We start from the raw sequence: 25,887 nt of genomic DNA, 5'->3' as shown, positions 1-25,887 counted from the left end.
GTTCAGAGCGTGCCGGGCTCGGAGCCGGTGACGATCGGAACACGCACGGCGCTGCCCCACTCGGTCCAGGAACCGTCGTAGTTGCGCACGTTCTCGAAGCCGAGGAGGTGGTTGAGCACGAACCAGGTGTGGCTCGAACGCTCGCCGATGCGGCAGTACGCGACCACCTCGTCGCCGTCGCTGAGTCCCGCGCCGTCGCGGTAGATCGCGTCGAGCTCGGCACGCGTCTTGAAACCGCCGTCCTCGGCGACCGCCTTGGCCCACGGCACGCTCTGGGCGGTGGGGATGTGGCCGGCGCGCAGGGTGCCCTCCTCCGGGTAGGCGGGAGCGGTCGTGCGCTCACCGCTGTACTCCTCAGGAGAGCGCACGTCGATCAGAGGCTTGCCGATGTGAGCGAGCACATCTTCCTTGTAGGCGCGGAGAACCGAATCGTCGCGTTCGACGACGGGGTACTCGGTCGCCGGGCGGGTGGTCGCCTCGCGCGTGATCTCGCGTCCCTCCGAGATCCAGCGGTCGCGACCGCCGTCGAGGAGGCGTACGTCCTCGTGGCCGAAGAGCGAGAAGACCCACAGGGCGTAGGCGGCCCACCAGTTGTTCTTGTCGCCGTAGATGACGATCGTGTCGTCGCGCGCGATGCCCTTGCGGCTGAGGAGCTCGGCGAATCCCTCGCCATCGACGTAGTCGCGCACGACGGGGTCGTTGAGTTCGGTGTGCCAGTCGACCTTCACCGCTCCGGGAATGTGCCCGGTCTCGTAGAGCAGCACGTCTTCGTCGGACTCCACCACGACGAGTCCGGGCTGGCCGAGGTGCGCGGCGAGCCATTCGGTGGTCACGAGCCGGCCGGGCTCGGAGTACTCGGCGAACTTTGCGGATGACGTGTCGAATTCGATGGTCACGGGGCGCTCCTCGGGGGTATGCGAACGAAGGCTCTGTCGGCGACGGCGTAGTGTTGATCCGTCGCTTCGACGATAGTTCCCCGCGGTGCCCCGGGCGCCGGATTCGTAAGACTTCGACACAGGAAACGAATGACCGACACGAAGAGCACCACCGGCGTCGTGCGCCTCAGCGAACGCCAACCGACCGTCACCGGTCCCGAGATGCTCGCGAGCCTCGTTCCGCCGCCGCAGTTCGACGATGCGACCTTCGACAGCTACCGAGCGGATGCTGCCTACCCCTCGCAAGAGGAGGCGAAGGAGACGCTCCTGCGATTCGCCGGCCGTGGCGCTCCCGCCAAGCGCGGCGGACTCTTCAGCCGGGCCAAGAAGGAGCCGGCGCTCAAGCCCGGCGTTTACCTCGACGGTGGATTCGGTGTCGGCAAGACCCACCTGCTCGCCTCGATCTATCACGCGCTCCCCGCACGGCGGAAGTACTTCGGTTCGTTCATCGAGTACACCGCCCTCGTGGGGGCCCTCGGCTACAAGAACACCGTCGATCTCCTCCGCGGCGCCGATCTGCTGTGCATCGACGAGTTCGAGCTCGACGATCCGGGCGACACGATGGTGATGACGCGTCTGCTCGGTGAGCTCGTGACCTCGGGCACCCGGCTCGCAGCGACGTCGAACACGCCGCCGAACGCGCTGGGCGAGGGGCGCTTCGCCGCCCAGGACTTCCTGCGCGAGATCCATCAGATGTCCGACAGCTTCCAGACGATGCGCATCGACGGCGTCGACTTCCGTCAGCGCTCGCTCGACGGGCACTCGATCGTGCTCACGGACGACGAGTACGCGCGGGCCATCGACACCGCGTCGGCATCGTCGGTGGTGTCGGACGACGCCTTCGACGAGGTGATCGCACACCTCGCGCGGGTGCATCCGTCCCGCTACATCCGACTGATCGACGGCGTCGATCTGGTCGGGCTGCGCGGGGTCCGCGTCCTGACGGATCAGTCCGAGGCGCTGCGTTTCGTCGCGTTCGTCGATCGTGTCTACGACGCGCAGCTGCCGATCGTGGCGACGGGCGTGAGTCTTGAGAAGGTCTTCGCCGACGAGATGCTCGGTGGGGGATACCGCAAGAAGTACCTCCGCGCCATCTCGCGTCTGAACGCCCTCACCCACTCCGCGCGCTCTTAGCGGTCGCGCGGCGGTCGCACCATGTGAACTCGCCGGGAAGCGTGTAACGCGATGGTTACACGAGCCTCACGGGTGTAACCCGCACGAAACACACCTCGCGCATCCCCGAAACCGAGCATCGTCACACTGAAGCTCCAGTTACTCGGATGTGAGGTATTCCATGGATGCTCCCGGCAACATCAGCTGGGCGATCACCGCGACCGCCCTCGTTCTTCTCATGACCCCCGGCGTGGCCTTCTTCTACGGCGGCCTGGTCAAGGCGAAGAGCGTCGTCAGCATGATGATGATGAGCTTCGGCTCCATCGGATTGGTGGCTGTTCTCTGGATTCTCTTCGGCTTCTCCATGAGCGCCGTCGACAGTCCGACTCAATTCGCGGGCAACCCGTTCGCCGACTTCGGTCTCTCCGGTCTCGCCGAAGGTCCCGACGCGAACGTCGCTCTGCTCGGTGTCGCTTACGGCGCCACCTTCGCCATCATCACGGTGGCCCTGATCTCCGGCGCCATCGCCGACCGCGCGAAGTTCGGCTCCTGGCTGATCTTCGCCGGCATCTTCGCCACCGTCGGCTACTTCCCGATCGCCGCATGGGTCTGGGGCGGCGGCTGGATCATGAACCTCGGCACGACGCTCTTCGGCGAGGACAGTGGCCTCGGGGTCATCGACTACGCCGGTGGTACCGCGGTGCACATCAACGCGGGTGCAGCGGCCCTGGCTCTCGCCCTGGTCCTCGGTAAGCGCATCGGATTCCAGAAGGGCATCCTCAAGCCGCACAATGTGCCGCTGACGCTCCTCGGCGCCGCGCTGCTGTGGTTCGGATGGTTCGGCTTCAACGCCGGTGCGGAGTGGCTGTCCGAAGACATGGGCGGCGTCGGACTCATCGGCATCAACACGCTCGGTGCGACGGCAGCGGCGATCCTCGGTTGGATCGTCATCGAGAAGATCAAGGACGGAAAGCCCACCTCCGTGGGTGCCGCATCCGGTGCCGTCGCCGGCCTCGTCGCGATCACGCCGGCGTGCGCCAACCTCACCCCCGGATGGGCGCTGCTGCTCGGCCTTCTCGCCGGTGTCGTCTGCGCACTCGCCGTCGAACTGAAGTTCCGTCTCGGCTTCGACGACTCGCTCGACGTCGTCGGCATCCACCTCGTCGGTGGCCTGATCGGCACCCTCTACCTGGGCTTCTTCGCCAGCGGCGTCGGCCTCTTCGTGGGTGGCGACTGGCGCCAGCTCGTCCTCCAGACGATCGCCGCCCTGGGCGTGCTGATCTACTCCTTCATCGTGGCCTTCATCATCGGATTCGCGATCGAGAAGACGATCGGCTTCCGCGTCACCAGCGAAGACGAGATCGCCGGCGTCGACTCCGTCGTCCACGGCGAGGAGGGCTACGCGCTCACCGACGCCTGATCCGCTCGACGGAGCACGTAGTGTGACCGTGTGAGTTCTACCAGGAGCATCCTCGTCACGATCGCGCAGACCGTGCTGAACGCGTTGACATCCCGAACGTCCCGGCCTTCTCGGAGGCCGGGACGTTCGGGCGTCGTGGTTCCCGAGTCGCACGCGACCGCCCCCGCAGCGCGCAGCGGCACGCAGACCGTCCGGCTCGATCCCGACCGGCTCTCCGACCTCGAGATCAGCTATGCGCCCGACCGCGACGGCACACCCGATGCCGGCGAGATCGTATGGACCTGGGTGCCCTACGAGGAGAACGACGGGCGCGGCAAGGACCGCCCGGTGCTCGTCATCGGGCGGGAATCGAAGAACCGCGTGTACGCGGTGCGGATGACCAGCAAGGCGCACGACGGCGATCGCGACTTCCTGTCGATCGGCACCGGCGAGTGGGACAGCCAGGGCCGGGAATCCTGGGTCGACATCGAGCAGCTGTACAGCGTGCACGATGACGGCATGCGGAGGGAAGCCGCCGTGCTCGGCCGTTCGCTGTTCGATCGCGTCGCCGCTTCGCTGACGCGCCGATACGGCTGGGCGAGCCTGGGCTGATTGTCGTCGCGGGAATCAGGCGGCGCAGACTGCCGGTCGCGAATGCGTCCAATCCGTTTTCCCCGAGGCGCCGAATGCCTTGTATGAGCCGCTCCCGCGGTTCCCGCACAAGGAGGCATCATGCGTTTCATCCCCACCAAGGTCCACGGAGTCCTCGACTACCTCGTCGGCATCGCGCTGATCGCCGCGCCGTGGCTGTTCGGATTCTCGAGTGTCGGCGGAGCAGCCGTGATCATCCCGATCGTTCTCGGCATCGGACTCATCGTCTACAGCCTGTTCACGAAGTACGAATGGGGCCCCTTCGGCTTCATCCCGATGCCCGTGCACCTGGTCTTCGACATCGTCGCGAGCCTGTTCCTGGCGCTTTCGCCGTGGATCTTCGGCTTCTCCGGCGAGGCCCTGAACGTCTGGCTGCCCCACGTCGTCGTGGGGGTGACCGTGATCATCGTCGTGCTGTTCTCTCAGCCGCAGCCGGCGCGCACCTCGAAGGCCGCCCGAGCCTGACACGTGCGATGACGGCGCCCCTCCTGTTCTGAGCAGGAGGGGCGCTTTCGTATGGGCGGCGAGCGGAGTGCTCTCAGCCGCCCTGCACGAGCATGCCGGACTCGTAGGCCAGGATCACGAGCTGCGCGCGATCGTGTGCGTGCACCTTCGTCATGATCCGGTTGACGTGCGTCTTCGCCGTGTGCGGGGAGATGAACAGGTCGGTCGCGATCTCCTGATTCGAGCGACCACGCGCCACCATCAGCAGGACCTCGCGTTCGCGATCGGTCAGCGATGCCAGCTCCGGGATGCCGGGGGAGGCGGGGTCGCGCACCGGAAGCGCCACGAACCGGTCGATGAGAGCCCGGGTGGCGAGGGGGGACAACAGGGCATCGCCGGCGTGCACGGAACGCACCGCCCGGGGGATCTCCTCCGGCTCGGCGCCCTTGCCGATGAATCCGCTGGCTCCGGCCCGCAGAGCGGCGACGAGGTACTCGTCCTCTTCGAAGGTCGTCAGGATGAGGATCCGCACGTCCTGCAGCGACGGGTCGCCGCAGATCTCCGCGGTCGCTGCGATGCCGTCGACGTTCGGCATCCGGATGTCCATGATGATGACGTCGGGCCGCAGCGCCGACGCCGACGTCACGGCCTCGCGTCCGTCCGCCGCCTGGCCCACGACATCGATGTCGGGCTGACCGTCGAGGATGTCCGTCACCGCCTGCCGGATGAGGGCCTGATCGTCGACGACGAGCACTCTGATCATGACGCCTCCTTCGTGAGCGGAATGCGCGCGGTGACCTTCCACCCGCCGGACGATGGTCCGGCCTCCACACTGCCACGCACCGACGCGACGCGTTCGCGGAGGCCGACGAGGCCGAGACCGGAGCGCTCCGCATCGCGGTCGTGCGAGGGGACGAAGGGATTGGTGACGGTGACCGTGAGCTGATCGAGGTCGATCCGGAGAAGCAGGTGCGCGCGAGCGTCGGAGCCGTGCTTGTGGGCATTGGTGAGCGCCTCCTGCACGACACGGTAGGCGACGAGCCCGGATGCGCCGGTGGCGCGATCCAGATCGCCCTCGACCCGCGTGGTCACGTCGAGACCCGTCGCCGCGAATTGCGCGACGAGGTCGTCGAGGCCGTCGGTGCCCGTCTGCGGCGCCGGCCGGTCATCATCGGGATCGACCGTGCGGAGCATCGACATCAGGTCTCCGATCTCATGCAACACCGTGCGGGCGGCGACACGGATCGTCGCGAGCGACTCCTTCGCCTTCTCGGGACGATCGTCGATCACCGAGGTCGCGACGCCCGCATTGAGGCTGATGACGGCGATCTGGTGGGCGACGGCGTCGTGCAGGTCGCGCGCGATCCGCAGGCGCTCCTCGCTGACCCGACGCTGTGCCTCGGACTCGCGGCTCTGCACCGCGCGCTCGGCGCGTTCCGTGATCGCGTCGATGTAGGCGCGGCGTGAGCGGGTCGCGTCGCCGAGTGCGGTGGAGAACGCCACGATCAGGCCGAACTGCAGAGCGCGCGGGTCGTACACCGATCCGATCGCGGCGAGCAACGAGAGCAGCATCACCGCCACGATCGCGCAGGCCGCCACGATCAGCGCTCGTCGTCGGGAACTGCGCAGCGTCACCTGATACATCGCCACACCGATGGCGATGCCGATGCCGGGGGAGAGGATGCCGGTCGCTGCGGCAGCCCCGAACAGCGCGAGCAGCACGCCGAGCACCGCGAGCGGCCACCGGCGGCGCCAGGGGAGCACGACGATCGGAAGCAGCACCAGGACGAGAGCGAACGCGCTCGTCGGTCGGAAGTCGGGAACCGGGTTCGGTGCGAACGCCATGCCCACGACGATCAGCGACACGACCAGATCCGGAGCCCAGGCCGGCATCCGCGGACGGGGGTCGGCAGGGACAGCGGGGATGTCCGTCGTCTCTGCCATCTCTTCAGTGTGCCGCGTATCGACCGCTGATTCATCCTGCCCCGGCGGGATCCGCCATACCGCGGATGCGGTACGACGTGTCTGCGCCAGCGGGATGACGGCGTGAGGTGCCGGGTGAAGGCTGGACGCAGCCCTCGAGAAACGGAGCTCTTTATGCCGACACCCATCCTGCAGGTCAGAGACGTCCACCGGTCGTACGGACGCGGTCAGACGCGGTTCGAAGCTCTCAAAGGCGTGTCGTTCGACGTCGCCGAGGGGGAATCGATCGCGATCATCGGCAAGAGCGGATCCGGCAAGTCGACGCTCATGCACCTCCTCGCGCTCCTCGACGCGCCCGACGCCGGCTCGATCGCGCTGGAAGGCGTCGACACGGCCGGACTCCGCGGCACCCGCCTCAACCGCACGCGCAACAAGACGTTCGGGTTCGTCTTCCAGCAGTTCTTCCTCACCGGGGCGAACAGCGTCCTGGAGAACGTGATCCTCCCGTTGAAGATCGCCGGCGTCGGAGGCAAGGAGCGGCGCCGCCGCGGCCTCGCCGCGCTGGAGCAGCTCGACCTCGCCGACAAGGCGAAGAACAAGGCCGTGAACCTCTCGGGCGGTCAGAAGCAGCGCGTGGTGATCGCCCGAGCGCTGGTGAACGATCCGCGGATCATCTTCGCCGACGAGCCCACGGGCAATCTCGACACGGCGACGGGGGCGGTGGTCGAAGACATCCTCTTCACGTTGAACCGCGAGCACGGCATCACGCTGATCGTCGTCACCCACGATGAGGATCTCGCCGCGCGCTGCGACCGACGCATCGTGATCCGCGATGGCCGGATCGTCGAGATCACCGGATCGGCGGTCGCAGCGTGAAGACCTCAGACCTCGTCGGCTCGGCGATCGCGAACACTTTCCGTGCCAAGACGCGCACGATCCTCACCATCCTGGCCATCTTCGTCGGCGCCTTCACGCTCGCTCTCACGGGCGGGCTCGGCACCGGCATCAACCAATACATCGACGACACCGTCTCCGGAGTCGGGGCATCCGACGCCATGGCCGTGACGAAAGCCGCCGACGACGCCGGAGCACTCCCCGGGGCCGAGGCATCCGCTCCCCGCGAGTACGATCCGGATGCCGTCTCGAGCGGCGTCCCCGGCCAGACCGTCATCGCGCTCACGCCCGACGACATCACCGACATCGAAGGCATCGACGGAGTCGTCAGCGTCGACCCGATCCGCACGATCACTCCCGATTTCGTGCAGGCCGGCGACGGCACGAAGTTCGTCGCAACCGTGGGGAGCCTCGTTCCCGGACAGACCACCGTCCTCGCGGCGGGAGAGTCTCCCGACCCCGACGCGACCGATCTGCAGGTCGCGGTGCCCGCCTCGTACGTCGACGCTCTGGGCTTCGCCGACGACGCGGACGCGATCGGTCGGAGCATCACCATCGGCATCACCGACGCGGCGCAGGGCTCGCACCGGTTCGACGCCGCGGTGGTCGGGGTCACCGAGGAGGCATTGGCGAGTCCGACGGGCTCGAGCCTCCTCATCAACGATTCCCTCAGCGATGCGCTGTTCGACGCGCAGAGCACGGGCCTGCCCGCCGCGCAGGTCGACCGATACGCATCGGCGACCGTGTGGTTCGCGCCGGATGCCACCGATGCCGAGGTGCAAGCGCTCAAAGACCGGCTCGCCGCGGCGGGCTACACGGGTACGACGGTCGCCGATCAGCTCGGCATGATCACCACCGTGATCGACGGCATCGTGCTCGTGCTGAACGCCTTCGCGATCATCGCGCTGCTCGCGGCGGCCTTCGGCATCGTCAACACGCTCTACATGTCGGTGCAGGAGCGCACACGCGAGATCGGTCTGATGAAGGCGATGGGCATGGGATCCGGTCGGGTCTTCAGCCTGTTCAGCATCGAGGCCGCCTTCCTCGGGTTCCTCGGCAGCGCCATCGGCGTGGGCGTCGCGATGCTCGCCGGCACGGGACTCAGCGCGATACTCGCCGACGGTCTGCTCGCCGATCTGCCCGGGTTGACCCTCATCGCGTTCGATCCGCTGTCGATCGCGGGGATCATCGCGCTCGTGATGGTCATCGCGTTCCTCGCGGGAACACTCCCGGCGGCACGGGCCGCACGGGCCGACCCGGTCGAGTCGCTGCGCTACGAATAATGCGGGGTGAGCGGCTGCGGGCCGGTGCTAGTCATCGACCCACAGCCGCTCGATGGCGATCTCGGTGCCGAGGATGCGGCCGGCGGCGCGGTGGCCCGAGCACATCGCCGCGGTAACGGTGGCCGGGTCATCCGTCCAGGTGGCCTCTCCGGCGATGTGCACGACGTCGCCGACGGGCGTGGCGAGATCGTCGTGGTCGGCCGTCGTCGAACCGAGCGTCATGAAGGCATAGGCGCCGTGCGAGAACGGGTCGTCCTGCCAGGCGGTGCGGTGCACCGAGACAGGGTCGGGCACGCGATCGCCGTACAGGCGACGGAGCTGGTCGAGGACGGATGCCGCGACCCGATCGTCGTCCCAGGTGCGGGTCTCGATCGCCGCGGGACCCGCCGCGAAGGTGAGCAGGGTCGGCTCTCCGTGCAGTGCGGTGAGGTCGTACCAGGAGTGCCACCAGCGCCCCTCCGGACCCTGCTGTCGGATGGCGTACACATCGTCGTCCCAGAACTTGGTGGGGAAGCGCAGGAACACCTTCTCGAAGGCGTTCATCCGCAGGCGACCCAGGGCCTCGGCGTTCACCGGGGGGAGCGGGGGATCGAACACGAAGTCGGGGGACTGCAGCACACCGACCGGAACGGTGACGACGGTGTCGTCCGCACTCAGAAGGTCGTCCGTCGTCGTCACGGTGACGCCCTCGGGCGCCCAGGCGACGCGCGTGACGCGCTGGCCGACGCGGATGTCGAGGCCGGTGGCGAGGTGCTGTGCGAGGCGGTCGTATCCGTCCGGGAAGACGACCTCGTCTCCGTCGATCGAGTCGTCATCGAGTCCGTGCGAGGCGAGGTCGTCGATCCACGCGCCGTACTGCTCCTCCGACCGGTGCTCGAGGTATTCACGAACCCGCTGCGTGCGTTCCGCGGGCCAGCCCTGAGCGGCCAGGGCCACTTCCGTGACGTCGCGGTAGGAGGCATCCGGGGTGGAATCCTCGATCGCCGCGACGAGCGCGCCGTCGACCGTATGGATGTCGGCGGTGAATGCCGCAGCATCCGCATCCGACAGCCGAATGCCATCGGGGCCGTAATACGCGATCGGACGACTGTCGGGCTGGTATCCGCCGACCGTGAATTCGACGGTCCGCAGTCCGAAGGCCGTGGCGGCTTCGGCCACGGGGCTGTCGATCACGCCGTGGATCCAGGACGCGCCGAGGTCGGTGACGCGTCCGTCCTGACGGTCGGTCCACACGCGCCCGCCGATCCGCTCGCGCGCTTCGAGCACGACGACGCGGCGACCCGCTTTCGTCAGCAGCCGGGCGGTGGTCAGCCCGGAGATGCCGGCTCCCACCACGATCGTGTCGAAATGCTCCATGCGGGTATCCTTCCGATGTGCACGCTCCGGCGCGTGACTCGATTCCGACGATACTCAGCCGGCTCCAGAAGCGATACCGCGGCATCGTGGTTCCGTCGGGTGTCGATCCCGCGGAACGGCAGGCAAAAAGCCCCGCAGGACCGAGGTCTGCGGGGCTTTCATCTGTGGGCGATACCGGACTCGAACCGATGACCTCTTCCGTGTGAAGGAAGCGCGCTACCAACTGCGCCAATCGCCCATGTGACCCAGGGGGTCGAGAATCGATACTACCGGACGCATCCACGCCCGTATGACCACTCTGGGAGACACGCGCGAGATTCGCCGCCGGTTTGGACAGTCGCCGATCTTCGGCTAATGTTTCATGAGTGCCCGGGACAACCGGGAACGAAATGCGGATGTAGCGCAGTTGGTAGCGCACAACCTTGCCAAGGTTGGGGTCGCGAGTTCGAGTCTCGTCATCCGCTCGAGTGTAGTGAATCTTCTTCGGAAGAATCGCGGCACGTGGGGTCAATCCACACGGTGGCGTGGCCGAGCGGCTAGGCACCGGCCTGCAAAGCCGTTTACACGGGTTCGAATCCCGTCGCCACCTCATAATAAATGAATAGCCTTTTTAGGCGCGATTGGCGCAGCGGTAGCGCGCTTCCCTGACACGGAAGAGGTCACTGGTTCGATCCCAGTATCGCGCACAGACAAACCCCCGGTTTTCCGGGGGTTTTTTCGTGTGCGGTCGGCTCGACGGACGCCGGAACGGACACGGCACCCCGCGGTTGATCCGCAGGGTGCCGTTCCGTTCCAGTCGTCTCCTACTGCTGGATGAAGGCGAGGATGTCGGGGTTGATGATGTCGGCGTGCGTGGTCAGCATGCCGTGCGGGTAGCCCTCGTAGATCTTGAGGGTCGCGTTGCGGAGGAGCTCCGCCTGCTTCACGGAGGCGTCCTTGTAGGGCACTACCTGGTCGTCATCACCCTGCGTCACCAGGACGGGCACGCTGATCGCCTTCAGATCGTCGGTCTGGTCCGTCTCGGAGAAAGCCTTGATGCCCTCGTAGTGGGCGAGCGCGCTCCCCATCATTCCCTGGCGCCACCAGTTGTCGATCACCGGCTGCGAGACCTCGGCACCGGCGCGGTTGAACCCATAGAACGGCCCGGCCGCGACGGCCTGGTAGAACTCTGCGCGGTTGGCTGCCAGGGCGCTGCGGAACCCGTCGAAGACCGAGATCGGCGTCCCTTCAGGATTGCCGTCGGTCTGCAGCATCAGAGGGGGCACGGAAGAGACCAACACGGCTTTGGCGACGCGTCCCTGAGGTTCTCCGTACTGCGCGACGTAGCGCGCGACCTGACCGCCGCCGGTCGAATGACCGATGTGAATGACGTTGCGCAGGTCCAGGTGCTCGACGACGGCAGAGGCATCGCTGGCGTAGTGGTCCATGTCGTGGCCGGTGCTGATCTGAGATGACCTCCCGTGCCCACGGCGATCGCTCGCAATGACGCGGAAACCCTTTCCGAGGAAGAAGAGCATCTGCGCATCCCAGTCGTCCGCGGACAGCGGCCAACCGTGGTGGAACATGATGGGCTGGGCGTCGTGGCTGCCCCAGTCCTTGTAGTAGATCTCTGCGCCATCTTCCGTGGTCACAAACGACATGGTCGACCTCCAGTTCTCCGCCGCTCCGAGGTGTGCTCGGTACGACTATCGGACCTTCCCATCGGTTGATTCGGGGAAGCGTGTTCACGATAACCCTCGGCACGATCCCCACTGCTCCTACTTTTGTTCAGACTCTCCTCGCGCAGACCGGAAGCGAGGATTCCGTTCGATTTCGACATCTGTCGCGTGTTGTGTGGAGCATCCGCCAGTAGCCTCTGCGCAGCGGCTCAACAGCCGATGGGAACGGAGGAGGATCATGGTCGGATACGTCGAGCACCACACGAAGGACATCCTTGGCGTGGGCGCCGTCGCCCCCGACTTCACGCTGCATCGCACTCCGGACAGCACCATGACGCTTTCGAGCCTTCGTGGTGGGCCTGTCGTGCTGGTGTTCTATCCGGCGGATTGGAGTTCGGTCTGCGGAGATGAGCTGAACGTCTTCAACAAGGCCCTGCCGCTCTTCGACGCGGACGGTGCCGTCCTTCTGGGGATATCGGTCGACGGATCGTGGTCGCACCGAGCCTTCATCGAGGACCGCGGATTCCGATTCGACCTGCTCAGCGACTTCGAGCCCAAGGGCCAGGTCTCCCGGAAGTACGGCGCCTACGACTTCCACACCGGCACGAGCAAGCGCGCTCTCTTCGTCATCGATGATTCCGGCGTCATCGCGTGGAGCTACCTCTCTCCCATCGATGTCAACCCGGGCGCCGACGGCGTTCTGGACGCGCTGGAGGCACTGAAACGACCCCGCAATCCCTCGAACTGAGATTGGACTCGCCATGTCACACCTTCGCATCCCCGTGTCCGAACAGGACCACGCCCTCGGCCCCGTCGATGCACCGCTCACACTGGTCGAGTACGGCGACTACCAGTGCCCCTATTGCGGCGAAGCGTTCCCCGTGGTCAAGCGACTCCTCCAGCAGTACGACGGAAAGATCCGCTTCATCTTCCGGAACTTCCCCATCGAGGAGATCCATCCGGAGGCGGTCGATGCGGCGTTCGTGGCCGAATTCGCGGGGGAGCATGGGGAGTTCTGGCAAGCTCACGACCTTCTCTACGAGAACCAGAAAGACCTCGGACCTCAGCTCTATCAGCGTCTCTGCGAAGCGCTGGGTCTCAACGCCACCGACCTCGCCGCGGCCGCCCACGAGAACAGGTACACCGCGCGGATACAGGCCGATGAGGACGGCGGAATTCGCAGCGGGGTGAACGGCACTCCCACCTTCTTCCTCAACGGCACCATGGTCGAGGGCGGAACAGCGGCACTCGCGGATGCGATCCGAACGACCCTGACGAACGCGCGAAGCGGGGCCTGATCCGTGGCACGGCGTCAGGCGCCCCTCGGACTGCCCCAGATCTCGCATGGGGCAGGTTTCTGGGTCGTGGCTATCGCGTTCCTGATGGTCATGGCTTACGCGACGATCCCCACTCCGCTCTATCCGCTCTACCAGGAGCTCGACGGCTTCCCGGTCTCGATCATCACCCTGATCTTCGCCGCGTTCGCCGTGGGCGTCGTGCTCAGCCTGTTCCTCCTCGGGCACGTGAGCGATTGGATGGGGCGTCGGCGGATGCTGACCATCGCGATCCTGGTCGCAGCCCTCAGTGCCGTCCTGTTCCTGTTGTGGACAGACGTGCCTGGTCTGCTCGTCGCCCGGTTGGTGAACGGCGTGAGCGTCGGAATCCTCACGGCGACCGCCACGGCCCATCTCGGTGAACTTCGCGCACACGCCCGACCGACCGAGAGCGTCGTCGTCGCCGCTTCGGTGGCCGGTGCTGCGAACCTCGGCGGGCTCGCGCTCGGCCCGCTCATCGGCGGGCTGTTCGCCGAGTTCCTGCCCGCCCCGCTCGTGCTCCCACATGCTGTGTTTCTCGTGGTCCTGCTCGGCGCGGCTGTCGCTGTGACCTGCGTGCCGGAGACCGTGTCACCACCGGCGACACCTCGGCCGTATCGACCTCAGCGCATCGCCGCACCGCCCCGCGCGCGGACGGCATTCATCGCTGCCGGTTTCGGGGCGTTCGCAGGATTCGCGCTGTTCGGTCTGTTCACTTCGCTCGCCCCGACGATCCTCATCGGAACCTTCGGAGAGCGTGACCACCTCGTCGCCGGAGTGACGGCGTTCTCGGTGTTCGCCGCCGCTGCCACGGGCCAGGTGGCGCTGGCGCGTGTCGCCCTGCGCTCTCAGCTCGTCGTCGCCGCAGTCTGCTGCGCGGCGGGTCTGGCCGCTGTCGCTGCGGGTGCATTCGCGCCGTCACTCGCCGTCTTCCTCGTCGGAGGCGTTGTCTCCGGCGTCGGAGTGGGTGTGTTGTTCAAGTCCGCTGTTGCGACGGCGGCAACGTTGGCCGAGCCTGGACGCCGCGGAGAGACGCTCGCACTGATCTTCCTCATCGCGTACTGCGGCCTGGCTCTGCCCGTGCTCGCCATCGGAGCGCTCCTCACCGTCGTGTCGCAGACGACGGTGCTCCTGGTGTTCACAGCCATCGTCTTGGTGGCCACGGTCTCGGCCGCGCTGGTGATGCGACGTGCTGCGGCACCCGCAGCGGCGAACAGTCCCTCCTGACACAGCACGAGGTATCCCAATGACGGAACACAGAACGGTCGTCGCGGCGAATGGCTGAGGCGGCGACGGCATCGACCAAAGTCGGGGACCGTGGCGGATGGGCGTCGGGGTTCGCCCCGCTCACGGTCCCCATCTTCCGACTGGTATGGATCGCATCCATTGTCAGCAACATCGGAAGCTGGATGCAGACCGTGGGCGCCCAATGGCTCCTCGTCCAAGGCGATGGCTCCCCTTTGCTGGTGGCGCTCGTGCAGACCGCCGCCGCCGCACCCGTGCTGATCTTCGCCATTCCCGCCGGGGTCATCGGCGAGTTCCTCAACCGTCGTCGCGTGCTGCTCTACTCGCAGATCGTGCAGCTCATCATCGTGATGGCCCTGACCACGCTGACCTGGATCGGCGAGACGACCACGGCGGTGCTGCTGGCATCGACCTTCGTCCTCGGAATCATCTCGGCCATCCAGCTCCCCGCATTCCAGGCGCTGGTTCCCGACATCGTGCCGCGATCCATGCTCGTCGATGCTGCCGGGCTCTCATCGATCGGCGTGAACATCGCGCGAGCCGTCGGCCCGGCCATCGCCGGCCTCGTCGTCGCGCAATACGGAGTCGCCGCGGTGTTCCTCCTCAACGCCGCGTCGTTCCTCGTGTTCCTGGGGGTGCTGCTCTTCTGGAAGACCTACACACCGCCGGTCGTGCGCCACGAGCCGTTCGTCGACGCGACACGAGCGGGTACCCGTTACGTCATGCACTCGCGGATCGTGCGGCTCATCCTGCTGCGTCTGGCGGTCTTCCTCATCCCGGCCAACGCACTGTGGGCACTGCTTCCGACGATCGCCAAGAACTCCCTCGGCCTTTCCGCCGGCGGGTACGGATTGCTCCTGGCCGCGCTCGGAGCCGGATCCATCATCGGCGCCTTCGTGCTGCCCTGGGCACGACGGATCGCCGCGGTCAACGGCGTCGTCCTGGCTTCCTCGGTGGCGTACGGCGCAGGGCTCGTCGTGTTGGTCCTCTCGCCGACCCTGTGGCTGACTTTTCCGGTACTCGTGGTCACGGGACTGGCATGGATCGGAATCATCGCGACCATCAACGGGACCATCCAGGCATTCCTTCCAATCTGGGTCCGCACTCGAGGGCTCTCGTTCTATCAGCTCGTGCTCTTCGGGTGCACGGCAGCGGGTTCCGCCGTCGCCGGTGTGCTCGCTGCGGTCTGGGGCCCTGCCGAGGTTGTCATCGGTGCGGGTATCGTCTGCGCGGTCGGCGGGCTCACCCTGTTCGCCTGGCCGCTGCCCGATACGACGGGTATCGGTCGGGGAATCGTCGAAGTTCCCGGGGTGGACGAGGCGCCTCGGGCGATCGGCGAGGACGACGCCGCCGTCCTCGTACTCATCCGCTACAGCGTCCCCCTCGATCGACGGGCAGACTTCTTGGCCGTGATGGCGCAGGTGCAGCAGACACGTCTGCGCACCGGTGCGCGGGGATGGCAGGTGTACACGGTCGTCGATGATGCCGACATCGTCGTCGAGGCCTACACGGTCGGGTCCTGGCGAGAGCATGTGAGCCAGCACGAAGGACGCACGACCGAGTTCGACGCCGAGGTGATCGCGCGCGCGTGGGCGATGAGCGCCGTTCGTCCCACCGCGACGCATCTCCTCGCAGTTCCTCGATCGCACCACCGGCAGCTCCGGCATCCCGCCCCCACCACCGACGAAGGAGAACCCCATGCCTGACGAGTCCACCGCCCACCTGTCCGAACATCATCGCAAGACGCTCTCCCACCTGGAGCAGCATCCGACCTCGCACAACCTCGAATGGCCGGACGTGCTCGCTCTGCTCGCGGAGGTCGCGGATGTGACGGAGGAGCACAACGGCACGTTCCGCGTACGGCTCGGTCGATCGGAGCTCTTCCTTAAGAAACCCCACCATAAGGACATCGATGAGCAGACGACCCTGGACGTGCGCCGGCTTCTGCGCGATGCCGGAATCTCCACCGCCGACAAGTAATCGCACGCGGCACACACGAAACGGAGCACCATGATGGAAGACAACGCGAAACACATACCCGCCCCGCATCACGAGGCACCCACGTTCGGCAATCCGGACCTTCCCGCGGAGGGCGAGGCGAACACGATCGGCGATTCCGCGAGCCTCACGATGACCGGGCCGCAGAACCCGGTCATCGCGAGCCAGTTCCCCCATCAGATCGATGCGCCCGGCACCGATATCTCCACTCAGCCGTTCTTCTGGTCATCCTTCAACATCTCGCCGCGCCGCGTGCAGCGCGGCGGATGGGCGCGAGAGCTCACCAAGCAGGACTTCGCGATCTCGGATGAGATCGCGGGTGTCAACATGTACCTCGAGCCGGGCGGTATCCGCGAATTGCACTGGCATCAGACCGCCGAATGGGCGGTCATGACCCGAGGACGCTGCCGTGTGACGACGATCAGCCGCTCGGGGCAGCCGAGCGTGGAGGACGTCGAAGAGGGCGACCTCTGGTTCTTTCCCGGCGGCACACCGCATTCGTTGCAGGGGCTCGGCCCCGACGGCGCCGAGTTCGTTCTGGCTTTCGACGACGGCGAGCAGTCCGAATCGAACACCCTCCTTCTCACGGATTGGTTCGCGCACACCCCTCCGGACATCCTCGCGAAGAACTTCGGGGTCGCCCAGGAGGTGTTCGCAGACATCCCGCTGCACAACCTGTGGATCTTCCCCGGTGACGAACCCGGTGACCTCGCGGACGACCAGGCCGCGGCGGGCGTCGAGTGGGGAGCATCCGAGCCCATCATCTTCCGGCTCTCGCGGTCGCAGCCGCTGCACCAGAACTCCGGCGGCAGCATCCGGATCGCCGATAGCACCAACTTCCCGCTCTCGGCCACCGTTGCCGCCGCGCTGGTGACCATCGAGCCCGGTTCGATGAGGGAGTTGCATTGGCACCCCAACGCCGACGAGTGGCAGTACTACCTGCGCGGGTCGGCGCGGATGACGGTGTTCAACACGGGGCCGCACGCGAACACGACCGACTTCCGCGCCGGTGACGTGGGTGTCGTGCGCAAGAACCTCGGCCACTACGTCGAGAACACCGGTGACGACGTGCTGCAGTTCCTCGAGGTCTTCAAAGCGCCGAAGTACGAGGAGATCTCTCTCGCGAACTGGCTGAGCCACGTGCCGCCGTCGCTGCTGTCGGCGCACCTGAACATCGACGAGGCGACGCTCGCCACGTTCGCGCAGGGAACCCAGGGCATCACGCCCCTCCGCAAGTGATCGGGGAGGCGCGCATGGGAAGGTGGCCCTGACGGGACCACGCGCACCGTTCGCCTCCACTCCTAGCTTTGTCATAGACGCAGCGACGAGACGGAGGATACCCGTGAGCAACGCGAGCCTGGAGACGTTCGACCCCGATGAGCCCCGCGGAGGCGACGATCCTCGCGGATCACTGATCGCTGAGCTCATCGGGCCGGACCCGGTCCGGCGTCGTGAAGTGCTGCGCACCGCTCGGCAACGACGGTGGCTCGATCCGTACGGCGAGGTCGCTGTGCGCGCCATCCTCGTGGACGGACGATCGGCGGCCCTCCCGCCGTTGCGGCACGCGCTGACGGTGGCCGGACGAGGGCATACGCTCGTGATCGCCGATGGCGATGGGGTCTTGCTGGTCACGTCGTCTGCTCGCACACCGCTCGACATCGACGAATGGGCGAGAGACACGGCAGCACGCGCCGGCGTGCGCGTCATCGCTCCGATCGGTTCGGCACGACTACGCACCGACGAAGACGACCTGCGACGTGCGGCTGACGACGCGCGCGCCACCTCTGAGCTCCTCCTGCTCTTGGGGGAGAGCGCCATCGGAACGACCCGCGCGGAGAACCTCGGCATGTGGAGACTGCTCCACGGCATGACCCGCTCTCCCTCGCTCGTCGCCGCCGCCTCACCCGCGGCGCACGAATTATGGCGGTCGCCAGATCAGACGCGCCGGGCCACCGTCGAGGCCTACCTCGACGCCGGGTGCAGCGTGGCCGTCGCATGCCGTGCGCTCTTCATCCACCGCACGACCCTCTACTACCGGTTGGAGAGCATGTCGGAGGTGGTGCGCGACGCGCTGGCCGACGGCCTGCAGCGCAGCACCCTCCACCTCGGTCTGAAGCTTCTGCAGCTCTGGGACGCCACCGATGGGTCCGATCCAGCGCGCTCAGCCGAACGTCAGCGCGGCACGGCCACCATCACCCGGTTGGCCCCTCGACAAGCGTCGAAGACTCCGATCCACTCGATGCTCTAGATTCGGGACGTGAGCAGCTCTCTTCCCGGCCGCGTTCCCATCGAGGCGCAAAAGGTCGATGCACCCCTGACGTCCAGCGCCACCTTCCTGGTGTTGACGGTGAAGCAGGGAGCGGATGCCGCAGACGCCGTGCGAGACGTCATCAGCGGGATCGACGACATCATCAAGAACGTCGGGTTCCGTGATCTCGATGCACAGCTCTCGTGCACTGCCGCGATCGGCGCGCAGTTCTGGCCGCGCCTCACGTCTCGGCCCTCCCCGGCCGGGCTGCATCCGTTCGCCGCAGTGTCCGGCGCCGTGCACACCGCGCCGAGCACCCCAGGCGATCTCCTGTTCCACATCCGCGCGAACCGACAGGACCTGACCTTCGAGTTCGAGCGCCAACTGCTCGATTCCCTCGGAGACGCGGTGGAAGTCGTCGATGAGACGACCGGTTTCCGGTACTTCGACGTGCGCGACCTGCTCGGGTTCGTCGACGGGACGGCGAACCCGGTGGGCAATGCCATCGCCGACTCCACCCTCATCGGCGACGAGGACCCCGACAATGCGGGAGGGAGTTACGTCGTCATCCAGAAGTACCTGCACGACATCGACCAATGGCAGGCGCTGACGACCGAACAGCAGGAGATGATCATCGGTCGGAAGAAGGCCGACAACGTCGAGCTGGACGATGCCGATGACGGACAGAAGTCGCACAAGACGCTGTCGACGATCGTGGTCGACGGCGTGGAGCACGACATCCTGCGTGACAATATGCCGTTCGGCAGTCCGGGGGCGTCACAGTTCGGCACCTACTTCATCGGTTATTCGCGATACCTGTGGGTCATCGAGAAGATGCTCGAGCGGATGTTCATCGGTGACCCGCCCGGCCTGTACGACCGACTCCTCGACTTCTCGACGGCAGTGATGGGCTGCACGTTCTTCGCGCCGTCCGCAGACTTCCTGGGAGCTCTCGCCGATGACGCGGCGGCGCCGACGCCAGCCGCGACGATCGCATCGCCTGCGCGCACCGCGGCGGAGGAATCGCGATCCGCTCAGGCATAGCGACGCGGCGATCGATTCAAGCAGTACGCAGGCGCGCGGTCAGGTCTCGAGCCGCCGCGACGACCTCGCGAAGCTTCGCCACCGCGACACCCGTCCGGCTCAGGTGGATGATTCCCTGGGATACGAGCACGATGTGCGCTGCCAGCGGGCGGATACCGTCTGTTCCGAGGCGGATCTCCCCGGAGTTCGCACTCGACGCGACGCGTGCGACGAGCAGGTCCTCCATGCGCGCGTTCGACCGTGCCCCGATGGCCAGCACCTCCGGGAAGCGCGAGCCGAGCTCGGCGATGCTGTTGAGCATCAAGCATCCGCGCCGATCCTCGTGAGCGGTGCAGTCGCGGATGATCTCGTCGAGATAGTTCTCCACGGCGTCTTCGAAGGGTCCGTCGTGGCCGGCGAGGATCTCATCGACGAGCGCGACTCGAGAGTCGCAGTACCTCTCGAACACGGCGATGAAGAGGCCGAGCTTGCTCTTGTAGGCGCTGTAGATGCTGCCGTTGCCGACGCCCGCGGTCGCGGCGATCTCGTCGATGGAGGTGCGCTCGTACCCGTTCTTCCAGAACAGGTCCTGGGCGCCGTCGAGCAGCACCTGCTCATCGAAGCTCCGGGGTCGTGCCATGGACCAAATTTAGCCGCCTGCACCGGCGAGAACACGGGAATTGTCACCATGGCCAGATTCGGCGCACGTATGGCCAGGCACGCGCTCACCGTTGCAGTAACGGCGGCTCCAGAATGACTTCATCATGGTCTGAGGAGAATCGGAGGTGTGGACGTGGGACGAATCGGGCCGCTTGCCGAGTTCCTCACCGCTCGGCGCGCTCAGCTCCAGCCCGAGGACGTCGGTCTCCTGCGGGAGCGAGGGCGGCGGGTGGCAGGGCTCAGGCGGTCAGAGGTGGCCGACCTCGCCGGAATCAGCGTCGACTACTACCTGCGGCTCGAGCAGGGGCGCGACCGGCAACCTTCGGCTCAGGTACTGGCCTCCATGAGCCGAGCACTTCGGCTCGACCATGTCGCTGACACGTATCTGCATCGCATCGTCCAATCGTCCGGCGGGCGTCCCCGTGCCACGGAACGACAAGCGCTCGAGGATGTGGAAGAGATCCTTCGCACGTGGGGAACGTCGCCCGCCTACATCACCGATGCGCATCACGACATCATCGCGGTGAATCGTGCGGCGCAGATCGTGGCACCCGCCTACCTGCGAGTCGGGAGGAACCTTCTTCTCGACGTCTTCGCGGGATCGGAGAGCGCGCACGATGACGAGAGCTGGAACGACACGGCCCGGCGCCTCGTCGCGGCGCTGCGCTTCCAGGCCGACCCCTCCAGCCCACGGTTGCGCGAGATCCTCGGAATCCTCTCCGTGGAGCACCGCGTCTTCCGCCAACTGTGGTCGCGACACGAAGCATTCCCGCAGACGAGCGGCACCACGATGAGCGAGATCGACGGCCACGGCTGGGTCGACCTGAAATGGTTGACGCTCGATGTTCCCGGGGAGGTCGGGCTCTTCGTCACGACGTTCTCCGCCGACGCGGGTTCCCCGGGCGCAGCAGCGCTCGCCAGCATCCGCGCGGCCTCAGCCGTTCACTCGGAAGGGCGACGGCCCGCGAGGATCGACGCGAGCGCGTCCAACTTCGTCTCGGATGCCGCATCGACGCCCGACAGCAGCATGATCGCCTCCGCCTGAGTGTCGTCGAGCCACTCCTCCCGGTAGACGAGCGTGAGATCGCCGACGGCCGTGTCGACGAACGTCACCTCGCCCTGCCGTGCCGGAGCGGCTTCATCGGCCCAGGCGACGGAGAACTGCGGGCTGCGCGCGGAGAGTTCGCCGACGATACGGCGGAAGGGAGCATCGTCTCGATGGATGTCGAGCGAGTCGCGCAGCATCGCGGCGATCTGGCTGGTCGACTCGTACCAGCCGGCATCTCCGGCGTGGTCCACGGCATCGATGAATGCGTAGCGCGCCAGGTTCACGCCTTCATCGAATCCGGGCGAGAGCGCCCGTGCCATCGTGTTCGACGCGAGGACGGTGAGGTGGCGGTCTCTGATGAGAGCGGGCCTGTCCGCGAGGGACTCGACGCGGGCGCGGAGAGCCTCGACATCATTGTGGTCACGCCTCATACGCCAACGGTACTTTCCGCGCCGGAGCGGAAGGTGGCCCCCGGAGGGACACCCTCCGGGGGCGTCCCGATCACGGACGCGGTGGTTCCGCGATGCCGTCGCCGGTCGTCTGAAAACGCTTCTGGTAATCGGATGGCGTCGCGCCGTACCGGGCGACGAATGCGCGGCGAAACGCGACCGCACTGCTGTACCCCGCGACGCTCGCCGTCTCGGAGACGGGTCTGCCCTGTTCGAGAAGGCCGATGGCCAGGTCCAACCGCATGGATCCGGCGTACTCGATGGGCGTCATGCCGAGTTCGTCGCGGATCACCCTGTTCAGATGCCGGATGCTGACATTGGCGTGCGCTGCGAGGTCGCGCAGCGACGAGGGACGTGCGGGGTCGCTGGCCACGTAGTCCGCCACGGCACGGGCCACGCTGGTTCGAGGCGGGGTCACCCGTACGGAGGCCGAGAACTGGGATTGGCCTCCCGAACGACGCATATAGACCAGGAGGAGCTGCGCCACGGACCGCGCCACGTCCGCACCGAAGTCCTCTTCGACGATGGCGAGTGCGAGATCGATGCCGGCGGCGACGCCGGCCGAGGAATAGACATTCCCGTCTCGGACGAAGATCGAGTCGGGCCGCACCGTCACGGCGGGGAACGATGCGGCCAGCGCTTCGGTGAATTTCCAGTGCGTCGTCGCAGCTCGTCCATCCAGCAGACCGGCGCCGGCCAGGGCGAAGGCACCGCTGCAGATGGATGCGATCTTGGTCGCGCGTCGAGAAAGGTCGAGCACGGCTTGGCGCACCGAGGGATCGTCGTAGACGGCCGGGGCGTACTCGCTGCCCGGGATGATGACGAGATCCAGCGGATCATCGCCGGCAGCAGCACCGTGAGCGCCGACGCGCAGTCCCATCGACGTCGTCACGTCGTTCCCGTCGGGAGAGAAGAAAAGCGTCTCGTAGCCGTCGGAACGCTGATTCGCCTCGGTGAACACTTCGGCGGGGCCGATGAAGTCCAGGGCCTTGACCCGGTCGAAGACCAGGATTCCCACTCGTCGTCGGCCGCTCATGAGCTGAGCCTATCTGTGGCGCGTGCCGGGTGCCGGGGTGTGATGACTCCGATCGTCATCGCCGGTGTGAGGCTTCGCCGCTTCGCACTGCAATCGATCAGTAGTCGGTGCGGTTCTCCGCCTCGATCTCTGTCAGAGTCTCGTTTCGTGCCCACGCGGCCAGGGCGGAGTGGAGCTGCCGACGCAGCCACTCCTCGCTGAGATGGGCAGGGCTCGCCTCCAGCGAGGCGAGTTGGCTGATGCGTTCGTCGACGACGCCGCTCAGGTCGGCCGGTTCCGCACGATCCGTCTCCGTCATGTCGCTCCTTGGTCGTAGGGCGGCGTCGTTCCCGAACCGGTGCAGACGGCCTGGCCCTCTTCCGGACACACTACGAGACTGCCCCGCGCGACGCCTTCGGCGAATGTCGAACGTTCGAGGCGCACGGTCTGCCGCCTTCGCGCCTGCGCCCATACGATGAGGCTGGTGAGCGGTGCAGGAACGCCGTCGTTCCTGCACCGCTTTCGGTGATCAAGAGATCGGAAACCCTGGTGACCATGCCTGTCGACGATGGCGAACGACGTTCCCGCCGTGTGATCCACCGCCGCTTCGGAGGCCCGGAGGTGCTCGAGATCGTGCGCCGAAGTATCCCGCGTCCCGCCCCGGGAGAGGTTCTCGTTCGCGTCGCGGCCGCGGGGGTGAACCCGGTCGACTGGAAGATCTTCAGCGGCGAGCCGATGTTCGAAGACTACGAGCGCACGCTGCCGTCGGGCACCGGATACGATTTCTCGGGCACGGTGATCGCCTGCGGCAGCGACGTCGATGCGGCATCGTGGCTCGGCGCGCGTGTCTTCGGAGGGCGTCGATTCCATGCCCAGGCCGATCACCTGGTGATCGAACCGCAGCACCTCGCCCGTGTTCCCGATGGGCTCTCGATGATCGTCGCGGGTGCGCTCAACGTGGTCGGTCGCACCGCGATGGCGAGCGTGCGATCCCAGCACATCGAATCCGGTGACACGGTACTGGTCAGCGGCGCAGCCGGGGGAGTCGGCATCCTCTCCGCCCAGCTCGCCGCTCGCGCCGGCGCCCGCGTGATCGGCACGGCGAGCGCCCGCAATCACGACCTGCTGCGCGGGCTCGGTATCGATCCGATCGCCTACGGCACGCATCTCGTGCACCGGCTGCGCGCGACGGCGCCGAAGATCGACGTGGTGCTCGACACCGTCGGTCACGGCACCGTCGACGCGGCGCTGGCGCTCGGAGTCGCTCGCGAGAGGATCAACACGATCGCCGACTATCCCGCTCGGGCAGCGCACGGCGTTCAGGGCATCGGGGGAGCCGAGGCCGGCATCCCCGCGCTGACCGACATCGCCGCAAGAATCGCACGGCGGGAGATCGTGCTTCCCCTCGATTCGGTGCATCCGCTCGAGGGGGTGCGAAATGCCTATGCGCGCTCGATCGAAGGGCACGCGTCGGGCAAGATCGTCGTCGTGCCCGACGCGAGCCTCCTCGAGTGATGCCTGCGTGCACCGTCGCGATCAGGCGCGGCGGCGCGACCTCATGGCCAGGATTCCGCCGGCGCACAGCGCGAACGCGAGTGCGGTGAGTGCCGCCGCCGAGGAACCGTCGGCTCCGGTGGTCGCGAGCGCGCCATCGGACGTCGGCGGCGCGGTGGCGGCGGCCGTCTCGACGGGAAGCGCGGAGACCGCGACCTCGGCATCGGCGATCGCCGGCGTGGCCGACAGCTGCGGGTTGCTCGACACGGCGCCCCGGCCGGTGCCCGAGAACACCAGTGCCCCGATCTGCGTTCCGGTCGCGCGGGCGTCGTAGGCGTAGGTCACCGTCGCTTCGGCTCCGGGAGCCAGTCGACCGCTCCACGAGACGGTGTCGGCGTCGGCCGATGCCGTGCCGGAACTCGCGCTGGCGTCACGGACGGTCACCTGAGATGCCGTCGCCGTGACCTCGTCGGAGTAGGTCACGTCGAGCGGAGTGTTACCGGTATTGGTGAGAGTCAGCGACACCGTTCCCTTCGCCTCGCCGGCGGGCGCGGACGCGGGTGTCACAGAACGAGCCGCCGTCATCTCCGGTTCCATCGCCGACGCGGACGCCGTTCCGCCCGAGCTCGCGAGGAAGGTGGTCGCCGAGATTCCGCCGATGCCGCTCGAGCCGCCCAGGTGGGCATCGACCGCGCCCGTGATGATGCGGGTGCCGGCGGCGAACACCTGACGGGCGGGTGCCGGTAGGTCTGCATTGGGCGCCTCGAAGAGCACGGCCCCCGTCGAGACGAGGTCGTAGGTCTGCTCGATCACGAAGTAACCGCTCGTCGGAGTGGTCACACTGATGCCGAACACGGGCTGGCCGTCGCTCGAGGTTTGCTCGTCGAGCACGTAGTCGACGTCGCGCTCCAACTCCGCTGCGGGGTCGGTGAACCCGGTCAGGCTCTCGGGAAGCTGTTCCAGGTGGAACACGCGGGTGGTGCCCGGAGCCGGTGTCAGCACTCCCGGCCAGCCCTCGGCGGTGCCGACACCGATCCACTGACCGCCCGCGGCGGCGTACTCGGGGTGGGCTTCTACGGTGGGCCGCGCGATGAAGCGCAGCGCGCCGGTCGGGCCCGTTTCCCACGTCCCCACCACGCTGTTCTCGCTCCACGGCAGCCCGGTGTATGCGGCCGACAGCGGGAACACGGTGTCGCCGACCGTCGCATCTGCTGTCACGGCGGATCCGCCCGGTACCAACGAGTCCGTGCTCACGAACACGGCGAGCGACGCGTGCAGATCGACGACCGCAGCGGCGGCCTCGGAATAGGTGAGGGTGATCCGGCGCGAGTCCGAAGAGACCGCGTAGGTGAGGAGCTCCGTGCCGTCTGCGTCGAAGATCGAACCCGGCACCGTGGCCGCCGTCAGGTTCGACGAGAGTTCGATGTCGATCGTCTCGCCCGCTTCAGGCGACGCGTCGGTGAGATCGATGAGCAGCGCGAACGTGGGGTAGTAGGTCGACGGCCACGACGGCTCGCCGGGGAAGTGAGGTTCGAGAGACATCTCGATCACGGGAGCGTCACTCCCCGGGATGGGGGCGGCGGTCGCGGACTCGGGAAGAGCGAGCGCCCCGAACATCGAGAGCGTGAGGGCCGCGACGCCGCCGAGGGCGACGGCGAGACGGAGACGAACGGAGCGCATACGAGCCCTTCAGCGAGTGCGGGGGAAGATCGGGAGCTCAGATGGCATCCCGATATTC

26 protein-coding genes and 4 tRNA genes are annotated in these 25,887 nt (G+C 66.9%); 19 read left to right on the top strand and 11 right to left on the bottom strand.

Going from position 1 to position 25,887, the window contains the following annotated elements; translation table 11 throughout:
* Positions 1-2: 2 nt before the first annotated feature.
* Positions 3-896 carry a sulfurtransferase gene (locus ACIOSY_RS11235; RefSeq protein ID WP_400853180.1) on the bottom strand — a complete coding sequence of 298 codons (894 nt, stop codon included), beginning with the start codon at positions 894-896 and terminating at the stop codon, positions 3-5.
* A 129-nt stretch (positions 897-1,025) separates the two neighbouring features.
* Between ACIOSY_RS11235 and zapE the strand changes: the two genes are divergently transcribed.
* From zapE to ACIOSY_RS11215, 4 genes are all read left to right on the top strand, one after another.
* Entirely contained in the window at positions 1,026-2,069 is a 1,044-nt protein-coding gene (gene zapE / locus ACIOSY_RS11230) for a cell division protein ZapE (RefSeq protein ID WP_400853178.1), read from the top strand.
* Positions 2,070-2,229: 160 nt separating this feature from the next.
* On the top strand, positions 2,230-3,468 hold the full coding sequence (locus tag ACIOSY_RS11225) for an ammonium transporter (protein ID WP_400853176.1): 1,239 nt from the start codon (positions 2,230-2,232) through the stop codon (positions 3,466-3,468).
* Positions 3,469-3,498: 30 nt separating this feature from the next.
* Positions 3,499-4,059 (top strand): type II toxin-antitoxin system PemK/MazF family toxin, encoded by a 561-nt coding sequence (locus tag ACIOSY_RS11220; RefSeq protein ID WP_400853174.1) that lies wholly within the window; start codon positions 3,499-3,501, stop codon positions 4,057-4,059.
* A 120-nt stretch (positions 4,060-4,179) separates the two neighbouring features.
* On the top strand, positions 4,180-4,563 hold the full coding sequence (locus ACIOSY_RS11215; RefSeq protein WP_400853172.1) for an SPW repeat protein: 384 nt from the start codon (positions 4,180-4,182) through the stop codon (positions 4,561-4,563).
* 73 nt (positions 4,564-4,636) lie between these two features.
* Here the strand turns inward: ACIOSY_RS11215 and ACIOSY_RS11210 are convergent, their stop codons facing one another.
* Positions 4,637-5,305 carry a response regulator gene (locus ACIOSY_RS11210; RefSeq protein WP_400853170.1) on the bottom strand — a complete coding sequence of 223 codons (669 nt, stop codon included), beginning with the start codon at positions 5,303-5,305 and terminating at the stop codon, positions 4,637-4,639.
* Positions 5,302-6,486, bottom strand: coding sequence for a sensor histidine kinase (locus ACIOSY_RS11205; protein ID WP_400853168.1), 1,185 nt, complete (start codon positions 6,484-6,486; stop codon positions 5,302-5,304). Before ACIOSY_RS11205 ends, ACIOSY_RS11210 begins: the two co-directional genes overlap by 4 nt.
* A 153-nt stretch (positions 6,487-6,639) precedes the next feature.
* On the opposite strand from ACIOSY_RS11205, the gene ACIOSY_RS11200 reads away from it, so the two are divergent.
* Both ACIOSY_RS11200 and ACIOSY_RS11195 read left to right on the top strand, forming a co-directional pair.
* Complete coding sequence (locus ACIOSY_RS11200) at positions 6,640-7,341, top strand: ABC transporter ATP-binding protein (protein ID WP_400853166.1); 702 nt, start codon at positions 6,640-6,642, stop codon at positions 7,339-7,341.
* Positions 7,338-8,642, top strand: coding sequence for an ABC transporter permease (locus ACIOSY_RS11195; protein ID WP_400853164.1), 1,305 nt, complete (start codon positions 7,338-7,340; stop codon positions 8,640-8,642). Before ACIOSY_RS11200 ends, ACIOSY_RS11195 begins: the two co-directional genes overlap by 4 nt.
* Before the next feature lie 27 nt (positions 8,643-8,669).
* Here ACIOSY_RS11195 and ACIOSY_RS11190 read toward each other — a convergent pair whose 3' ends face one another.
* Both ACIOSY_RS11190 and ACIOSY_RS11185 read right to left on the bottom strand, forming a co-directional pair.
* Positions 8,670-9,998 carry a flavin monoamine oxidase family protein gene (locus ACIOSY_RS11190; RefSeq protein WP_400853162.1) on the bottom strand — a complete coding sequence of 443 codons (1,329 nt, stop codon included), beginning with the start codon at positions 9,996-9,998 and terminating at the stop codon, positions 8,670-8,672.
* A 165-nt stretch (positions 9,999-10,163) separates the two neighbouring features.
* Positions 10,164-10,236 (bottom strand) — tRNA-Val (locus ACIOSY_RS11185).
* A 153-nt stretch (positions 10,237-10,389) separates the two neighbouring features.
* Here ACIOSY_RS11185 and ACIOSY_RS11180 point away from each other — a divergent pair.
* The 3 genes from ACIOSY_RS11180 (at position 10,390) to ACIOSY_RS11170 (ending at position 10,684) form a co-directional block, all read left to right on the top strand.
* Positions 10,390-10,462, top strand: a tRNA-Gly gene (locus ACIOSY_RS11180).
* 54 nt (positions 10,463-10,516) lie between these two features.
* A tRNA-Cys gene (locus ACIOSY_RS11175) sits at positions 10,517-10,587 on the top strand.
* Between the two features lie 25 nt (positions 10,588-10,612).
* Positions 10,613-10,684 (top strand) — tRNA-Val (locus tag ACIOSY_RS11170).
* A gap of 117 nt (positions 10,685-10,801) precedes the next feature.
* Here ACIOSY_RS11170 and ACIOSY_RS11165 read toward each other — a convergent pair.
* Positions 10,802-11,638 (bottom strand): alpha/beta fold hydrolase, encoded by an 837-nt coding sequence (locus ACIOSY_RS11165; RefSeq protein WP_400853160.1) that lies wholly within the window; start codon positions 11,636-11,638, stop codon positions 10,802-10,804.
* Between the two features lie 256 nt (positions 11,639-11,894).
* On the opposite strand from ACIOSY_RS11165, the gene ACIOSY_RS11160 reads away from it, so the two are divergent.
* The 8 genes from ACIOSY_RS11160 to ACIOSY_RS11125 all read left to right on the top strand — a co-directional run bounded on the left by ACIOSY_RS11160 (position 11,895) and on the right by ACIOSY_RS11125 (position 19,504).
* Positions 11,895-12,404 (top strand): redoxin domain-containing protein, encoded by a 510-nt coding sequence (locus tag ACIOSY_RS11160; protein ID WP_400853159.1) that lies wholly within the window; start codon positions 11,895-11,897, stop codon positions 12,402-12,404.
* A gap of 13 nt (positions 12,405-12,417) precedes the next feature.
* Positions 12,418-12,954 (top strand): DsbA family protein, encoded by a 537-nt coding sequence (locus tag ACIOSY_RS11155; protein WP_400853157.1) that lies wholly within the window; start codon positions 12,418-12,420, stop codon positions 12,952-12,954.
* A 66-nt stretch (positions 12,955-13,020) separates the two neighbouring features.
* Positions 13,021-14,196 carry an MFS transporter gene (locus tag ACIOSY_RS11150; RefSeq protein ID WP_400853155.1) on the top strand — a complete coding sequence of 392 codons (1,176 nt, stop codon included), beginning with the start codon at positions 13,021-13,023 and terminating at the stop codon, positions 14,194-14,196.
* Between the two features lie 50 nt (positions 14,197-14,246).
* Entirely contained in the window at positions 14,247-15,920 is a 1,674-nt protein-coding gene (locus ACIOSY_RS11145) for an MFS transporter (RefSeq protein WP_400853153.1), read from the top strand.
* A complete protein-coding gene (locus ACIOSY_RS11140; RefSeq protein ID WP_400853151.1) occupies positions 15,913-16,194 on the top strand; it encodes a hypothetical protein in 282 nt (93 codons plus the stop codon). Before ACIOSY_RS11145 ends, ACIOSY_RS11140 begins: the two co-directional genes overlap by 8 nt.
* Positions 16,195-16,224: 30 nt before the next feature.
* On the top strand, positions 16,225-17,451 hold the full coding sequence (locus tag ACIOSY_RS11135) for a cupin domain-containing protein (RefSeq protein ID WP_400853149.1): 1,227 nt from the start codon (positions 16,225-16,227) through the stop codon (positions 17,449-17,451).
* 103 nt (positions 17,452-17,554) lie between these two features.
* Positions 17,555-18,460, top strand: a complete 906-nt coding sequence (locus tag ACIOSY_RS11130) for a helix-turn-helix domain-containing protein (protein ID WP_400853147.1) — start codon at positions 17,555-17,557, stop codon at positions 18,458-18,460.
* Positions 18,461-18,469: 9 nt separating this feature from the next.
* Positions 18,470-19,504: a Dyp-type peroxidase gene (locus tag ACIOSY_RS11125; RefSeq protein WP_400853145.1), complete on the top strand. Its 1,035-nt coding sequence runs from the start codon at positions 18,470-18,472 to the stop codon at positions 19,502-19,504.
* 16 nt (positions 19,505-19,520) lie between these two features.
* On the opposite strand, the gene ACIOSY_RS11120 is transcribed toward ACIOSY_RS11125, so the two are convergent.
* Positions 19,521-20,123: a TetR/AcrR family transcriptional regulator gene (locus tag ACIOSY_RS11120; protein ID WP_400853143.1), complete on the bottom strand. Its 603-nt coding sequence runs from the start codon at positions 20,121-20,123 to the stop codon at positions 19,521-19,523.
* A gap of 147 nt (positions 20,124-20,270) precedes the next feature.
* On the opposite strand from ACIOSY_RS11120, the gene ACIOSY_RS11115 reads away from it, so the two are divergent.
* Entirely contained in the window at positions 20,271-21,188 is a 918-nt protein-coding gene (locus ACIOSY_RS11115; protein ID WP_400853141.1) for a helix-turn-helix domain-containing protein, read from the top strand.
* Here the strand turns inward: ACIOSY_RS11115 and ACIOSY_RS11110 are convergent.
* The 3 genes from ACIOSY_RS11110 to ACIOSY_RS11100 all read right to left on the bottom strand — a co-directional run bounded on the left by ACIOSY_RS11110 (position 21,086) and on the right by ACIOSY_RS11100 (position 22,974).
* Positions 21,086-21,622, bottom strand: coding sequence for a hypothetical protein (locus tag ACIOSY_RS11110; protein WP_400853139.1), 537 nt, complete (start codon positions 21,620-21,622; stop codon positions 21,086-21,088). The two genes, ACIOSY_RS11115 and ACIOSY_RS11110, sit on opposite strands and share 103 nt — an antisense overlap.
* 70 nt (positions 21,623-21,692) lie before the next feature.
* The gene (locus tag ACIOSY_RS11105) at positions 21,693-22,676 is read right to left on the bottom strand and encodes a GlxA family transcriptional regulator (protein WP_400853137.1); all 984 of its coding nucleotides are present in this window, start codon (positions 22,674-22,676) and stop codon (positions 21,693-21,695) included.
* Between the two features lie 97 nt (positions 22,677-22,773).
* Positions 22,774-22,974 carry a hypothetical protein gene (locus tag ACIOSY_RS11100; protein ID WP_400853135.1) on the bottom strand — a complete coding sequence of 67 codons (201 nt, stop codon included), beginning with the start codon at positions 22,972-22,974 and terminating at the stop codon, positions 22,774-22,776.
* Between the two features lie 236 nt (positions 22,975-23,210).
* Here ACIOSY_RS11100 and ACIOSY_RS11095 point away from each other — a divergent pair, with 236 nt between their 5' ends.
* Positions 23,211-24,170 (top strand): NADP-dependent oxidoreductase, encoded by a 960-nt coding sequence (locus ACIOSY_RS11095; RefSeq protein ID WP_400853133.1) that lies wholly within the window; start codon positions 23,211-23,213, stop codon positions 24,168-24,170.
* Positions 24,171-24,191: 21 nt separating this feature from the next.
* On the opposite strand, the gene ACIOSY_RS11090 is transcribed toward ACIOSY_RS11095, so the two are convergent.
* A complete protein-coding gene (locus ACIOSY_RS11090) occupies positions 24,192-25,829 on the bottom strand; it encodes a hypothetical protein (protein WP_400853131.1) in 1,638 nt (545 codons plus the stop codon).
* Between the last annotated feature and the right edge of the window lie 58 nt (positions 25,830-25,887).

This window comes from Microbacterium sp. NPDC087665 (assembly GCF_044743285.1).
GTDB lineage: Bacteria > Actinomycetota > Actinomycetes > Actinomycetales > Microbacteriaceae > Microbacterium.
Note: the sequence above shows the minus strand (reverse complement) of the source record. Positions and strands in the feature narration are given on the sequence as shown.